General features: G+C 65.1%; 10 protein-coding genes and 1 tRNA gene. 5 read left to right on the top strand and 6 right to left on the bottom strand.

Translation table 11 applies throughout. The features are described from left to right. Positions 1-20 precede the first annotated feature (20 nt). On the bottom strand, positions 21-4,694 hold the full coding sequence (gene gltB / locus FG93_RS06835) for a glutamate synthase large subunit (RefSeq protein WP_052513460.1): 4,674 nt from the start codon (positions 4,692-4,694) through the stop codon (positions 21-23). A gap of 662 nt (positions 4,695-5,356) precedes the next feature. On the opposite strand from gltB, the gene FG93_RS06830 reads away from it, so the two are divergent. Both FG93_RS06830 and FG93_RS06825 read left to right on the top strand, forming a co-directional pair. Then, positions 5,357-6,421 carry a low specificity L-threonine aldolase gene (locus FG93_RS06830; RefSeq protein ID WP_043233187.1) on the top strand — a complete coding sequence of 355 codons (1,065 nt, stop codon included), beginning with the start codon at positions 5,357-5,359 and terminating at the stop codon, positions 6,419-6,421. An 86-nt stretch (positions 6,422-6,507) separates the two neighbouring features. Then, positions 6,508-7,473, top strand: a complete 966-nt coding sequence (locus FG93_RS06825) for a hypothetical protein (RefSeq protein WP_043233186.1) — start codon at positions 6,508-6,510, stop codon at positions 7,471-7,473. 99 nt (positions 7,474-7,572) lie between these two features. Here the strand turns inward: FG93_RS06825 and FG93_RS06820 are convergent, their stop codons facing one another. Beyond that, positions 7,573-8,040, bottom strand: coding sequence for an Hsp20 family protein (locus FG93_RS06820; protein ID WP_043233185.1), 468 nt, complete (start codon positions 8,038-8,040; stop codon positions 7,573-7,575). 193 nt (positions 8,041-8,233) lie between these two features. Between FG93_RS06820 and FG93_RS06815 the strand changes: the two genes are divergently transcribed. Continuing rightward, positions 8,234-9,289 (top strand): alpha/beta fold hydrolase, encoded by a 1,056-nt coding sequence (locus FG93_RS06815; RefSeq protein WP_043233184.1) that lies wholly within the window; start codon positions 8,234-8,236, stop codon positions 9,287-9,289. Here the strand turns inward: FG93_RS06815 and hisN are convergent. Then, positions 9,194-9,976 carry a histidinol-phosphatase gene (gene hisN / locus FG93_RS06810; RefSeq protein WP_043233269.1) on the bottom strand — a complete coding sequence of 261 codons (783 nt, stop codon included), beginning with the start codon at positions 9,974-9,976 and terminating at the stop codon, positions 9,194-9,196. The genes FG93_RS06815 and hisN overlap by 96 nt on opposite strands. Positions 9,977-10,317: 341 nt before the next feature. Continuing rightward, the gene (locus FG93_RS06805) at positions 10,318-11,238 is read right to left on the bottom strand and encodes an N-formylglutamate amidohydrolase (RefSeq protein ID WP_081881352.1); all 921 of its coding nucleotides are present in this window, start codon (positions 11,236-11,238) and stop codon (positions 10,318-10,320) included. Between the two features lie 255 nt (positions 11,239-11,493). On the opposite strand from FG93_RS06805, the gene cpdR reads away from it, so the two are divergent. Continuing rightward, on the top strand, positions 11,494-11,853 hold the full coding sequence (gene cpdR / locus FG93_RS06800) for a cell cycle two-component system response regulator CpdR (RefSeq protein ID WP_038363805.1): 360 nt from the start codon (positions 11,494-11,496) through the stop codon (positions 11,851-11,853). Positions 11,854-11,984: 131 nt separating this feature from the next. Continuing rightward, positions 11,985-12,059, top strand: a tRNA-Val gene (locus FG93_RS06795). Positions 12,060-12,314: 255 nt separating this feature from the next. Here FG93_RS06795 and FG93_RS06790 read toward each other — a convergent pair. Continuing rightward, a complete protein-coding gene (locus tag FG93_RS06790; RefSeq protein WP_244448521.1) occupies positions 12,315-13,448 on the bottom strand; it encodes a serine hydrolase in 1,134 nt (377 codons plus the stop codon). A 174-nt stretch (positions 13,449-13,622) separates the two neighbouring features. Further along, on the bottom strand, positions 13,623-14,291 hold the full coding sequence (gene tenA, locus FG93_RS06785; RefSeq protein ID WP_043233182.1) for a thiaminase II: 669 nt from the start codon (positions 14,289-14,291) through the stop codon (positions 13,623-13,625). Between the last annotated feature and the right edge of the window lie 386 nt (positions 14,292-14,677).

Genomic DNA, 14,677 nt, shown 5'->3' with positions numbered 1-14,677 from the left:
CTCACATCCGCCTGATTGGGTTACTCGGCCGCGACCGACATGCCGGCTTGCGCCCGCTCGATTTCGAGGAGGGCACGCCGGTATTCGACCGGCATGACCTTGACGAATTTGGGCAGGTATTCCGTCCAGTTCTCGAGAATGTCCCTGGCCCGCTGCGAGCCCGTGTAGCGGTGATGATCGGCGACGAGCTGGTGCAGGCGCTCGGCGTCGTAGCCGGACATGTTGGCCATCACGTCGATCCGGCCCTTGAACTCGAGGTCGCCGCCATGGTGGTGGATGCGCTGCATCAGCTCCTCCTCCTCGGTGACCGGCTCGAGATCGACCATGGAGAGGTTGCAGCGCTTGGCGAAGCTCTTGTCCTCATCGAGGACATAGGCGACACCGCCGGACATGCCCGCCGCGAAGTTGCGGCCGGTCTGGCCGAGCACGACGACGACGCCGCCCGTCATGTATTCGCAGCCATGATCGCCGGTGCCCTCGACCACCGCGATCGCGCCGGAGTTGCGCACGGCGAAGCGCTCGCCGGCGACGCCGCGGAAGTAGCATTCGCCGGAGATCGCGCCGTAGAGCACGGTGTTGCCGACGATGATCGAGTTCTCGGCGACGGTTTGCGCATCCGGCGACGGCCGGATGATCAGCTTGCCGCCCGAGAGGCCCTTGCCGACATAGTCATTGGCCTGGCCCGTGAGATCGAGCGTGACGCCATTGGCGACCCAGGCGCCGAAGCTCTGGCCGGCAGTACCGGTGAGCTTCACCGTGATCGTGTCCGCCGGCAGGCCGGCATAGCCATAGCGCTTGGCGACCTCGCCCGAGAGCATCGCGCCGGTCGAGCGGTCGACGTTGCGGATCGGGCTCGTGACCACCACAGCCTCGCCCTTGTCGAGGGCGGATGCCGCCTCGGCGAGCAGCGTCCGGTCGAGCACCGTGTCGATCGGGTGCTTCTGGCGTTCGACATGGCGGATGGCGACTTCGCCCTTCACCTCCGGCTTGTGGAAAATCCGGCTGAAGTCGAGGCCCTTTGCCTTCCAGTGGTCGATCGCCTGCTTCTTGTCGAGCCAGTCCGAGCGGCCGACGAGATCGTCGAACCTGGCGACACCGAGGCTCGCCATGATCTCGCGCACGTCCTCGGCGAGGAAGAAGAAGAAGTTGATGACGTGCTCGGGGGCGCCCTTGAAACGCTTGCGCAGCACCGGATCCTGCGTCGCGACGCCGACCGGGCACGTGTTGAGGTGGCACTTGCGCATCATGATGCAGCCGGCCGCAATCAGCGGAGCGGTTGCAAAGCCGAACTCGTCGGCGCCGAGCAGGGCGCCGATGACGATATCGCGGCCGGTACGCAGGCCGCCATCGACTTGCAGCGCGATACGCCCGCGCAGCTTGTTCAGCACCAGGACCTGATGGGTCTCGGCGAGGCCGATTTCCCAGGGCGATCCGGCATGCTTGATCGAGGTCAGCGGCGAGGCGCCGGTGCCGCCCTCATAGCCCGAGATGGTGATGTGGTCGGCGCGCGCCTTGGCAACGCCGGCCGCAACCGTGCCGACGCCGAGCTCCGAGACGAGCTTGACCGAGACGTCGGCCGCCGGGTTGACGTTCTTCAGATCGAAGATCAGCTGGGCCAGATCTTCGATCGAGTAGATGTCGTGGTGCGGCGGCGGCGAGATCAGGCCGACGCCCGGCGTTGAATGCCGGACCTTGGCGATGCGTGCGTCGACCTTGTGGCCGGGCAACTGGCCGCCCTCGCCGGGCTTGGCGCCCTGCGAGATCTTGATCTGCATCATGTCGGAATTGGCGAGGTATTCGACGGTGACGCCGAAGCGGCCGGAGGCGACCTGCTTGATCGCCGAGCGCATCGAGCGGCCGTCAGGCAGCTTGACGAAGCGCTCCGGCTCCTCGCCGCCTTCGCCGGTGTTCGACTTGCCGCCGATCGTGTTCATGGCGATGGCAAGGGTCGAGTGCGCTTCGTGGCTGATCGAGCCGAAGGACATGGCGCCGGTCGAGAAACGCCGCACGATCGAGGCGGCCGACTCGACCTGATCGAGCGGGATCGGCTTGGTGCCGAGTGCGCCGGCATCCTTGATCTGAAACAGCCCGCGGATCGTCGAGAAGCGCTGGCTCTGGTCGTTCACCAGCTCGGCATAGGCCTTGTACTTGTCCTGCGCATTGCCGCGGACCGCATGCTGGAGCAGCGAGATGTTCTCCGGTGTCCAGGCATGGTCCTCGCCGCGGATACGGAAGGCGTATTCGCCGCCGATGTCGAGCGCATCGCGGTAGACCGGCGAGTCGCCGAAAGCATCGCGATGACGGCGCACGGTTTCTTCCGCGAGCTCGGGCAGGCCGACGCCCTCGATCGAGGACACGGTACCGGCAAAGTACTTGTCGATCGTCTCGGTCTTCAGGCCGATAGCGTCGAAGATCTGCGCGCCGCAATAGGACTGATAGGTCGAGATGCCCATCTTGGACATGACCTTGAGCAGGCCCTTGCCGACAGACTTGATGAAGCGCTTGACGACCTCGTAGCGATCGACCTCCGGCGGGAACTCGCCGGCCTCGTAGAGCGCCTCAAGCGTCTCGAAGGCGAGATAGGGGTTGATCGCCTCGGCTCCGAATCCGGCAAGACAGGCGAAGTGATGGATCTCGCGCGGCTCGCCGGATTCCAGCACGAGACCGACCGAGGTGCGCAGGCCCTTGCGGATCAGGTGGTGATGGACCGCGGCCGTCGCCAGCAGCGCCGGGATCGGGATGCGGTCCGGTCCCACCTGCCGGTCAGAGAGGATGATGATGTTGTAGCCGCCATGCACGGCCGCCTCGGCCCGCTCGCAAAGCCGCGCGATCGCGCCTTCCATGCCGGCTGCGCCTTCGCGCGCGGGATAGGTGATGTCGATCGTCTTGGTGTCGAAGCGGTCCTCGTAGTGACCGATGCAGCGGATCTTCTCGAGATCGTCATTGGTCAGGATCGGCTGGCGCACCTCAAGGCGCTTGCGGCGCGATGTGCCCTCCAGGTCGAGGATGTTCGGCCGTGGCCCGATGAAGGAGAGCAGGCTCATCACAAGCTCTTCGCGGATCGGGTCGATCGGCGGGTTCGTGACCTGTGCGAAGTTCTGCTTGAAATAGGTGTAGAGCAGCTTCGACTTCGAGGAGAGCGCCGAGATCGGCGTGTCGGTGCCCATCGAGCCGACGGCTTCCTGGCCAGTCACGGCCATGGGCGCCATCAGGATCTTGGTGTCCTCCTGAGTGTAGCCGAAGGCCTGCTGACGATCGAGCAGGGCGACATCGGTGCGCGAGGCGCGCGCCTCGACCGGCGGCAGCTCCTCCAGCACGATCTGGGTGCGCTTCAGCCAGTCCTTGTAGGGGTTGGCGAGGCAGAGCGAGGCCTTGATCTCGTCATCGCCGATGATGCGGCCCTGATCGAGATCGATGAGCAGCATCTTGCCGGGCTGGAGACGCCACTTCTGGACGATCTTCTCTTCCGGAATCGGCAACACGCCGTATTCCGAGGCAAGCACGACGAGACCGTCATCGGTGACGAGATAGCGCGCGGGACGCAGGCCGTTGCGGTCAAGCGTCGCGCCGATCTGCTTGCCGTCGGTGAAGGCGATGGCGGCAGGGCCGTCCCAGGGCTCCATCAAGGCGGCGTGATACTCGTAGAAGGCGCGGCGCTCCTCATCCATGAGCGGGTTGCCGGCCCAGGCCTCGGGCACGAGCATCATCATGGCATGGGCGAGCGAGTAGCCGCCCTGGACCAGGAATTCGAGGGCGTTGTCGAAGCAGGCGGTGTCGGACTGGCCCTCATAGGAAATCGGCCAGAGCTTCGAGATATCCGCGCCGAACAGCTCGGAATCGACCGAAGCCTGACGGGCAGCCATCCAGTTGACGTTGCCGCGCAGCGTGTTGATCTCGCCGTTATGCGCCACCATCCGGTAGGGGTGGGCAAGGCGCCAGGACGGGAAGGTGTTGGTGGCGAAGCGCTGGTGGACGAGCGCAATCGCGCTCTCGAAGCGCGGGTCGGTCAGGTCCTTGAAATAGGAGCCGAGCTGCGTGACGAGCACCATGCCCTTGTAGACGATGGTGCGGGCCGACATCGAGACCGGATAGTAGGTCGCGGTGGCGCGGTCCTGGCGCTTGTAGACCTTGTTGGAGACCGACTTGCGCAGGACATAGACCTTGCGCTCGAAATCGTCCTCGTCGGTGATCTCGGCCGGGCGGCCGACGAAAAGCTGGCGATGGGTCGGCTCGGTTTCCTTCACCGCCTCGCCGAGGTCGCTGTTGTCGACCGGTACGTCGCGCCAGCCGAGGAAGACCAGTCCCTCCTCCTCGACCGTCTGTACGACGATCTCCTCGCAGACGGCGCGGTCGCCGGCATCCTGCGGCATGAAGAACTGGCCGATGGCGTATTGGCCGGGCTCGGGCAGGGCGATGCCGAGCTTCGCGCATTCTTCCTGGAAGAAGCGATGCGGAATCTGGGTGAGAATGCCGCAGCCATCGCCGAGCTTGGGGTCGGCGCCGACGGCGCCGCGATGGTCGATGTTGTGCAGGATCTGCAGGCCCTGCTCGACGATCGCATGGGTCTTGCGGTTCTTCATGTCGGCGATGAAGCCGACGCCACAGGAATCCTTCTCGAAGGACGGGTCGTAGAGGCCTTGGCGTTCGGGCATGGCCGGATCGCGCACCGTCAGGACTGGCTCGGTGGTCGTCATGGTCGCCACAGCTTTGCTGCTGAAGACACCCGACTTGCTGGTTCCGCTCATCGTCAAACCCCGCTTGCCACATCCCTCGCGCTTCCGCCGAGAGACCCGCATCAGTCCACATCGCCGTCCGCACCGGCCCCTGCTGGCCTTCGAGGCAGCAAGGATGGAGCCAGTCCGGCCAGGTTCGTCTGTCGGAGGAGGGGCTTGCGCTTTTTTAATCCCGCGCCCGCGTCCTCCGCAGGCGCCTCGGGCTTCCCAGAGCCCTGTCGCGCCTGTTTACGCCGCCGTTTTACGGGCGGCGCGTTTACGGTTGGCTGTGGCGGTCATGGCCGTGCCCCTCGTCATTGCTCCGCTCCGTTGCGATCGTCCGACATCAGGCCCGCGGCCTCATGTCAGCGCGGTGAAAAATGGGACAGTAACACTGTCCTATTGGGACGAATTTGCCAGAATTCTAATGTCGGCACAAGCGTGAATTTTGAGCTGATTGGAAATATTGTTGCGATATGCCTTTCAAAGGCGACATTTCCGAGATGAAAGGCGCAGTTGGGTCGCACGCTTCTTGTCCGAAAGACTTAAGCCGGCCGCCGCCGGCCCAGGCTCAGACGCAGCGCGCAAGGCGTCATTCCGGCCTTGCGCTTGGCAGCGCGAGCGTGCCTCGCTAACCCTCGCTCATGAACTTCATCAGCGACAATACGGCGGGCGCGAGCGCCCCGGTGATGGCTGCGCTCGCGGCCGCCAATGACGGCGCGGCTGCGGCCTATGGCACAGACGTCTGGACCCAGCGCGTCGAACGGCTTTTTGCCCAGCTGTTCGAGCACGAGGTCTCGGTTTTTCTGGTGACCAGCGGCACGGCTGCGAACGCCCTGTCGCTGGCCTGCCTGACGCGCCCCTGGGGGGCGGTGTTGACCCATCAGGAAAGCCATGTCGCCGATGACGAGTGCGGCGCGCCGGAATTCTTCGGCGACGGCGCCAAGCTCGTCGGCCTGCCCGGTGCCGGCAACAAGATCACGCCAGAGGCGGTGACCAAGGTCTTGGCGCGCATGCGCGAGGGCGCGCTGCATCAGGTCCAGCCGCAGGCGCTCTCGATCACGCAGGCAACGGAATGCGGGCTGATCTATCGCCCCGAAGAGGTGCGGGCCCTGAAGCAGGCGGCCGAACCACGCGCCCTTAAGCTGCACATGGATGGCGCTCGTTTCGCCAATGCGCTGGTCACCTTGGGCTGCTCGCCAGCCGAGATCACCTGGAAGGCAGGCGTCGACGTTCTCTCCTTCGGCGGCACCAAGAATGGCGCCTGGGCGGCCGAAGCCGTGGTCTTCTTCGATCAGGCTTTGGCTGCTGAAATGAAATGGCGGCGCAAGCGCGCTGGCCATACCCTCTCCAAGGGGCGGCTGATCGGCGCACAGTTCGAGGGCCTCCTGGCCGACGGCCATTGGCTGGCGCTGGCGCGCCACGCCAACGCGATGGCGTCCCGGCTGTCGGAGGCCGTCACGAGAAGTGGCTCCGTGCGGTTGGCCTGGCCCTGCGAGGCCAATACGGCCTTTCTCGTCCTCGATGCAGCAACGCAGGAGTGTTTGAAGGCGGCCGGGGTCGGCTATCACGCCTGGTCCGACACCGCGCTTCCCGATGATGCAGCGCTTGCATCGGGCGAGGTCATCGGCCGTTTCGTCATGTCCTTTGCGACGCGGGCCGAGGATGTCGAACAGCTGATCTCGCTGCTGAACGCGTCGTCTCGCTGAAATATCCCCCGATTGACGCCGCATGGGTGCCGTAATCCCTAAGGAAGACTGAAGCCCCCGTTCGATCCGTTAACAAGGATGGAGATATGGCTTCTGTTTCGACCGCGCGTTCGCGCGCCGCGCTGATCGGCCTGGCTGTTGCCGGCGCGCTGGCGGGCTCGGCCGGCGAAGCCGCCGCGCAGTATTATTACGACTACGGTTACGAGTACGTGCCGCGCGGCGGCTATGGTTACGGCTATGGTTATCGCTACGCGCCGCCACCGCCCGCGCCGCTGTCTTCGCGGAGCATCGCCGAGATCGCCATCCGCGAGCACAGGCTCGTCCAGGTTGATCGCACCACGCGCACCGAGTCCGATTATGTGATCGATGGGCGCATGGCGAATGGCCGGCGTGTACGGTTGATCTTCGATCGTTTCAGCGGTGATCTGGTCCGGCGGGTGAACCTGCAGGCTCCCGAGCGGACAAGGGGACCCGCCCCGGATGTTGTGCGCATCGACCCGCGTGAGCATGCCCCGGCCCAACCGCGGTTGCTGCCGCTCCCGCCCGAGCGTCCCGATTCGCTCAAGGCTCCGGCGGAGGCGAACGCGCCAGCGCAGGCCGTTCCGCCGTCCCCTGCCGCACCCGTGCCGGCTCCCGAACCGGAGAAGGGACTTGCACCTCCTGCCGAGGCCAGTGCGCCCGCAACCGTCATTCCGCCGCCGCCGGGTGCGCCAACACCGCCAATCGAACCGGCAAAGCCTGTCGAGCAGGCTCCTGCCCAGGCTCCTGCCCAGGCTAGCGCCCCTGCAACCGAGGCCCCATCCGCGCCGGCAGCACCTGTCGCACCGACGCCGGGCCCGATCGCGCCCTCCGGCGAAGAGAAGCCGAAGCTGGTGAACCCCAACGATGTTCGTGGAACGGACGTGCCGGAGCACAAGCCGCCGCTTGCGAAGGTCGAATCGTCGGAGATCAAGGTCGCGCCGGTCGAGTTGCCGCCGGTCCAGACCGAGGATCCCGCGCCCTCCGTACCGCGTCCGGCAACGCCCTCCGTTCCGGTCGCGCCTCTCAACTGAGAGACGATCGCCAGTCTCAGGCATGAAAAGGGCGCCCCCGGAAACCGGGGGCGCCCTCTGTCTGCCCAGCCCTAAGCGGCAAGTGTTACGCGGCAAGTGTTACGCGGCCTTGGAAACCTTGGCCTCGAGAACCTTGGCGGGTTTGCCGCCGATGGCGATCTGGCGCGGCTTCTTGGCCTCGGGGATCTCGCGGACGAGATCGATATGGAGCAGGCCGTTCTCAAGGCTCGCGCCGGTCACCTGGACATAGTCGGCGAGCTGGAAGCGGCGCTCGAAGGCGCGGGCCGCGATGCCCTGATGCAGGACTTCGCGCTTCTCGGCGGTCTCCGAGACCTGCTTCTCACCGCGTACGGTCAGGGTGTTCTCCTTGCTCTCGATGGCAAGGTCGCTCTCGGAGAAGCCGGCAACCGCGATGGAGATGCGGTAGGCGTTCTCGGCGGTGCGCTCGATATTGTAGGGCGGATAGGTCGGCGCGGTTTCAGCGCTGGTCGCCTGGTCGAGCAGGTTGAACAGACGGTCGAAGCCAACGGTCGAGCGATAGAGCGGGGAAAGATCAAAGTGACGCATGATGTCCTCCAGAAGAAGCGACGTTCGGTCGAGCCTGCCTCGTCTTGAGCACAGGCCCCGTTCAGGTTCACGCAGCCGGTTTCGGCCTGCGTGACCAGGAATTGGGGTGCGTTTTCAGCTTTTCAAGAGCTGCCTCCAGCGGGCATAACCAACGGCATCCGCCCGGGACTGTCGCCGCGATTCGGAGCGCCTGATGGCCGAGGCCGAGCTCATTTCCCTCCGCGAGTACCCGGTGCCCGGGCATGGCAAGGTCTGGCTTGCCCTGGCCCGCGACGGGGCCAGGCTTCGCTTCGCGAGCTGGCATCCGACAGTGAGACGGGTGCGCGGCACTGTCGTGGTCGTCCAGGGGCGCGCGGAGTTCATCGAACGCTACAGCGAGACGATCGCCGACCTCCGTCGCCGCGGTTTCCATGTTCTCGCCTTCGACTGGCGCGGCCAGGGCGGCTCGCAACGTTTCGTCTCGCGGGAACGCAAGGGCCATGTCGGCCGGTTGCGGCATTACGAGACCGACCTTGCACTCGCCATGGCGGAAATGCAGGCCCGACTGCCGCCACCTCATTACGTGCTGGCGCATTCGATGGGGGCGGCGCTGTGCCTCGACGCTGCCCGACGCAACGCGCTGCCGGTCTCGCGACTGGTTGCACTCGCGCCGATGCTTGGACTGTCCATGGTCGAGCGGCCACGGGCGGCGAGCTACCTCGCGAGCTTCCTGTACTGGCTCGGCCTCGGCAGCGCATTCGTGCCCGGCGGTGGCGACACGGCGATCGCGACCAAGCCATTTCAGGGCAATCGGCTGACGAACGACCCAGTCCGGTATGCCCGGAACGCCGCTCTTTCAGCAGCGGCGCGCCATCTCAGCATTGGCGATCCGACTGTCGGCTGGGTCAGGACCGCGTTCCAGCTGATGAACCGACTGGCGTCTCCCTCGGCGCCGCTGGAGGTCAGGGTGCCGACGCTGGTGATCGCGGCCGGGCGGGACCCGGTGGTCTCGACGCCGGCGATCGAGCGGTTCGCGGCGCGTCTCAAGACAGGTTCGGCATTGATATTGCCGACAGCGCGGCACGAGATTCTGATGGAAACGGATGCCATCCGTGCGCAGTTCTGGGCGGCCTTCGACGCTTTCGTTCCCGGTGAAGTGGTCGCCGGGGCGGCCTCAGCCGGCGAGCAGGGCGAGGGCGGCCTGATGCAGGGTCCTGTTGGCGGCGGCGATGATGCGCCCGCCCCTGGCGGCACTGCCACCGTCCCATGAGGTGACGATTCCGCCGGCCCCTTCGACGATCGGGATCAGCGCGACGATGTCATAGGGTTTCAGCCCGCTCTCGATGACGAGATCGACATGGCCCGAGGCCAGCATGCAATAGGCATAGCAGTCGCAGCCATAACGGGCGAGGCGCACCGCGCTCTCGACGCGCTGATAGGCTTGCTGTTCGGCGCCCTGAAACAGTTTCGGGCTGGTGGTCATCACCGTCGCGGTAGCAAGCTCGGCGAGTTGGCGCGTGTGCAGCACGCGTGGCCCGCCGGGGCCCTCATAGCGTGCCTGGCGACCATCGCCGGAATAACGTTCGCCCGTGAAGGGCTGGTGCATCATGCCGTAAACCGGCACGCCCTCGCGGGTGAGGCCGATCAGCGTGCCCCAGACCGGGATGCCGGAAATGAAGGCGCGGGTGCCATCGATCGGATCGAGCACCCAGACATACTCTGCCTCGCCGTTTTCCGTGCCGAACTCCTCCCCGAGCACGCCATGCTCGGGGAAATTGCGCTTGATCAGATGGCGCATCACATTCTCGCCGGCGCGGTCGGCTTCGGTGACAGGGTCGAACACGCCGCCGCAGGACTTGTCTTCGGTCGCGTGCTTGGCGCGGAAGAAGGGCAGGATCGCCTGGCCGGATTGGGTCGCGAGTTCCGCGACGAAGGCGCCGAAATCAACCGCACTCATCTTTGTTCTCCGGAGCGGCACATTGCTGCGCAGCAAAAACATAGGATCCAGCCTGTTCAACTCGGTTCTTCTTGAGGCGCGCGTCGTCGGAAAACAAGGAAATTGGCGGCGAATAAGCGCATTTGGATTGCGTCCCGTGCATGGCTCATAAGATTTTCGACAAAGGCTCTTGCTTTTTTGCGCTGCACAGTCTTATTGTGCACTGCGAAGGGGCGATCACCTCAATCCTTCGTTTGCCCTCCTTGGGCGTTTCCTCCCTAGACTTGGGCCGCCACGAAAGTGCGCGGCCCTTTTTTCTGTGTCGCGCTGATGCCGTCGCTGCAAGCGTCTGAGAAAACAGGCTATTCCGCAGCTTCGCGCCAATCGTCGAGCCAACCGCTCCACTGCGCGAAGCTCTCCGCCATGGCGGTGCCGATCGCCTGCTCAAGCTCTGCAAAGCCGGTGTGCGGCTCCAGCGTCGTCTCGTTCATGTAGAGGGCGCGGTTGATCTCGATCTGCAGGGCATGCACGCCTGAGGCCGGCGCGCCGTAATGCTCGGTGATGAATCCGCCGGCATAGGGGCGGTTGCGCGTGACGCTGAGCCCCCGTCGGCGAAAGGCCTCCTCGGCGATGTCGATGATGTAGCTGGCGGCGCTGGTGCCGAAGCGGTCGCCGAGAATCACGTCCGACTTGGCAAACCCGTCGCGGTCGAGCCCGGTCGACGGCATCGAATGGGCGTCGACCAGGATACAGGTGCCGAAGGCGCCTTGCGTACGCTGGACCAGGCTGCGCAGCCCGGCATGGTAGGGTCGATAGAGCCCGTCGATCCTGGCGAGGGCCTCCTCCACCGGAATCTTGCCGAAATAGATCTCGTGCGCGTCGCCGACGATGCGCGGAATTGTGCCGAGCCCACCAGCGACCCGCATCGAGCGGGTATTGGCAAAGGCGGGCAGGCGGCCGTCGAACATGCGCGGATCGAGCTCATAGGGCTCGCGGTTCACATCGAGAAAGGCACGCGGAAACTCGGCGACAAGCAACGGAGCACCAAGAGCGACCGTCTGGGCGAAGAGCCGATCGACATAGGCATCCTCGGAGCGACGCAGCGAGCGCAACGGCAATCGTGCTCGCTCCACGAAACCGGGAGGGTAGCGACGCCCGGCATGCGGCACGTCGACCACCACCGGCACGACCTGGAGCGGCGGCTGATAGAGGCTGAAGGGACGCTCGATCTCGACGACGATGTCGGCGGCTTCAGCAGAGAAATTACCGGACGAGATGGTCATGCGCGATGACTGAAGCACACATTGCCGGACGGATGAAGCGATCTCGAATTCCGCGGTGAATCGAACATCGCGTTCACGCGTTGTTTACCATGTTGGCGCGTTATACTGCGATAGTGTTCCAAGCGCTCCGGGCAGGCGATAACCCTTCGGCGCGTTGGCTCGGAATGCCGAATCGGGCGAGACGAAACAGACAAGGGGTTGTCCGGGGTGGGCGGCCTCTATCGATAGGCCGAACGGGACGGACGAAGCAGGCCCATGACCAAGATACTTCTCGCTGAAGACGACAACGACATGCGCCGCTTTCTGGTCAAGGCCCTGCAGAATGCGGGCTATGACGTGGCGTCGTTCGACAACGGGCTTTCGGCCTATAACCGCCTGCGCGAAGAGCCTTTCGAGCTGCTCCTCACCGACATCGTCATGCCGGAGATGGACGGCATCGAACTGGCGCGGCGCGCCACCGAGCTCGACCCCGACATCAAGGTGATGTTCATCACAGGTTTTGCTGCAGTTGCGCTCAACCCCGATTCCCAGACGCCAAAGGACGCAAAAGTGCTGTCCAAGCCCTTCCATCTGCGCGAGCTGGTGAACGAGGTCGAGAAGTTGCTCGCAGCCTGAGCGCTTTTTGCGATCAAGCGTCTTGCAAGGCGCGAAACGAGCGGCTATAGCCCGCTCAACCTCGCAACAGGGACACGCCGCAAGGCCAAACCTGTTCCGACTGCCAGGACAGATTATCGTCAGGGCATGACGGGCGCGTAGCTCAGCGGGAGAGCACTACGTTGACATCGTAGGGGTCACAGGTTCGATCCCTGTCGCGCCCACCATTTCACAAAACCCGGATATCGCTTTCAAGAGCGGTATCCGGGTTTTTGCGTTTGGTGCCTCGATGGCCACTGCGGCCAGGACGTCCGAACGCTGCCTGGGGGCACTGCGCCGCAGGAGCGATCCGCCCGTCTCGGGAGGCTGACGGCGCGAATCACTGTTGCCCGAGCCTTGACCGGTGTCTGCCGGGTTCAGGCGGGGCTCTGGCCCCGCCTCTCAAAGGGGGCCGGTCAGGGCGACCAGCCTGGCAAGCCCGTCTAGCGGGTCGCGGAGAGCATGCGGTCGACGAAGCCGTCGAGGGCGGATTTGTCGATCCAGCGCAGCACCGCGACGAGATCCTGGGCGGGATCGAGCCAGATCGCGTTGACGCCGGCGCCGAGCGCAAAGACGGCCGTGGCGGGAACATTCGGCCTGGCTGCCGCCCCCCGGTTGAGCCACCAGAGATAGCCGTAATTCTCGAGCGTGGGCGAAGGCGCCAGCATGTCGTTGATCCAGGCCGGCGACAGCAGCTCACGGCCAGCCCAGGCGCCACTGCGCCCGACGAGCAGGCCCAGTCGGGCGTGGTCGCGTGCGCTGATGAAGAGCCCGCCGCCCCAATGCCCGCCGCCGGGCACGGACTGCACGCGCCGGCCGTCGATCTCGACCCAGGAATTACTGTAACCCTGCCACTCCCAGCCCTGCGAGGCTCCGATCGGGCCCATGATGCGCTCGCGCAGGATCTCCGGCAGCGGCTTGCGGAAGCGTTGCAGCAGGCAAAAGGCGAGCAGGTTGACCCGTACATCATTGTATTCGTAGTGGCTGCCAGGGGGCTGGAGCGCGCGCAGCTCGCCCTTGCGGCTGTTGTCGGCGCCGGGCCCGATCTGCCGGTTATGGTCGACCTGGTCCGACTTGCCGAAGATTTCCCCCTGCCACTCGCTCGATTGCTGCAAGAGCTGGCGCCAGGTTATGGCGGCATTCTGCTCGCTCTCGAACCACGGGCCGTCGACGGTTTTCGCCACCGGTTCGTCGACATCGCGAATCAGGCCGTCGGCGACGGCAAGCCCCGCCAGCACGGCGATGTAGCTCTTTGCGATGGAGAAGGTCATGTCGGCGCGGGCCGTGTCGCCCCACTCGGCGACCAGACGGCCGCCCCGGAGGATCAGACCGGCAGGACCGCCGCGTTCCCGGACCGGGCCGACGATCTCGCTCCAGGGCCCCGACTCGTTCCACTCGACAAGGCCGACATAGCGCCCGTCTGGATAGTAGAAGCTGCGTGGCCAGGTGCTCTCCTGCGCCTTGGCGAAGTCGATGGCGGCCTGCAGCTTCGTGGCGTCGAAGCCGGCTTCGACCGGCGGAATGGTTTCCCAATCGCCATTGGCCGGCGGTACATAGGCATCATTGGTCTGAGACACGTGGCTGATCCTCGGAGGCGTTTCGCGGGGCGATCATTTGCGAATCGCTACCATACCCGACAGGCGTCAGCCGTCATGTCGAGCGCGACGCAGGCCCGCGCCACGTCCTGGACGTGCAGAGCTTCACGCCGGTCCAGTCACAACCGCTTGGCACGGATCAGTGGACCCTCCCGGCTAGGGCGGGCTGTCGTTCAGCGCCATCTGCCAGAAATCCGCCTCGAGCCGGGAAGCCTTGGCAAAGAGAGCCGTGAGCTCGGCAAAGCGTCGTTCCGTCATCGCCCGGGCGGCGAGATCGTCGAGATGGCGCCGGGCTCCCATCGCGATCTCCTGATAGGCCTCTCCGGCATATTCTCCGATCCAGTCGCGATAGGGATGGTCCCCAAGCGCTTCTGCGCCCGCGGGGGCAAGGCTTCGTCCGATCTCGGCATAGCCGATCACGCAAGGGGCGAGCGCGACATGCAGGTCGAGCAGGTCGCCCGAGACGCCGCAGTCCAGCACGAAGCGGGTATAGGCAATCGTTGCGGCATGCTCCGGCGCCGCTTCGATCTCCGCGGGGGGCAGCCCCCAACGGCCGCAGAGCCGGATGTGCAGGTCCATCTCGACGTCGAGGATGGCTGCGAGGCCCGCTTTGGCCGCCCGCATGTCGGAAAGAGAGCGGCCTTTGTAGATTGCGAGCGCATAGGCGCGGGCGAATTGGATCAGGAAGAGATAGTCCTGCACCAGATAGGTGCGGAAGGCTGCCTGCGGCAGCGTGCCGGCCGCCATTTGCCGGACGAAGGCGTGGTCGACATAGCTCGTCCAGTCGGCCTTCGCTGCTGACTTCAGTCGATCGAAGATGTCCATCTCGGGCGTTGTCTCCACAGATCCTGCCAGCCGAAGGCGCGAAACGCGGCGTCAGGCCTCCGGAACAGATAGGCTTCCGCAGGGCAGGGCGCAAATTCCGGCTCTACCCACGAAATCTAACAATTTCAGAGTGATTCCTGCGATGCGCTCGGCCCGGATGGTGTTCGCGGCGGCTTTCAGCCCTCCAGCTGCGCAAAGGCGCAGTTCGTCCGGTTGACGGGAATTTCACTTCGCTCTAGAGACCGGCCCGCACTGGACGACCTGTGCCATCTGTAACGCTGGGGACGGCCCCATTGTCTCGGGAGAGATAATGGATCCGACATGCCCCAGGCATGGCCGCAGGCTGCTGATTGATCAGCGAGTCCGGCCTTCGTCTCAGAAGCTAC

The sequence above is a fragment of the Allobosea sp. LC85 genome, from assembly GCF_000735605.1.
Lineage (GTDB): Bacteria > Pseudomonadota > Alphaproteobacteria > Rhizobiales > Beijerinckiaceae > Allobosea.
This window is presented reverse-complemented; position numbering and strand designations above follow the sequence as displayed.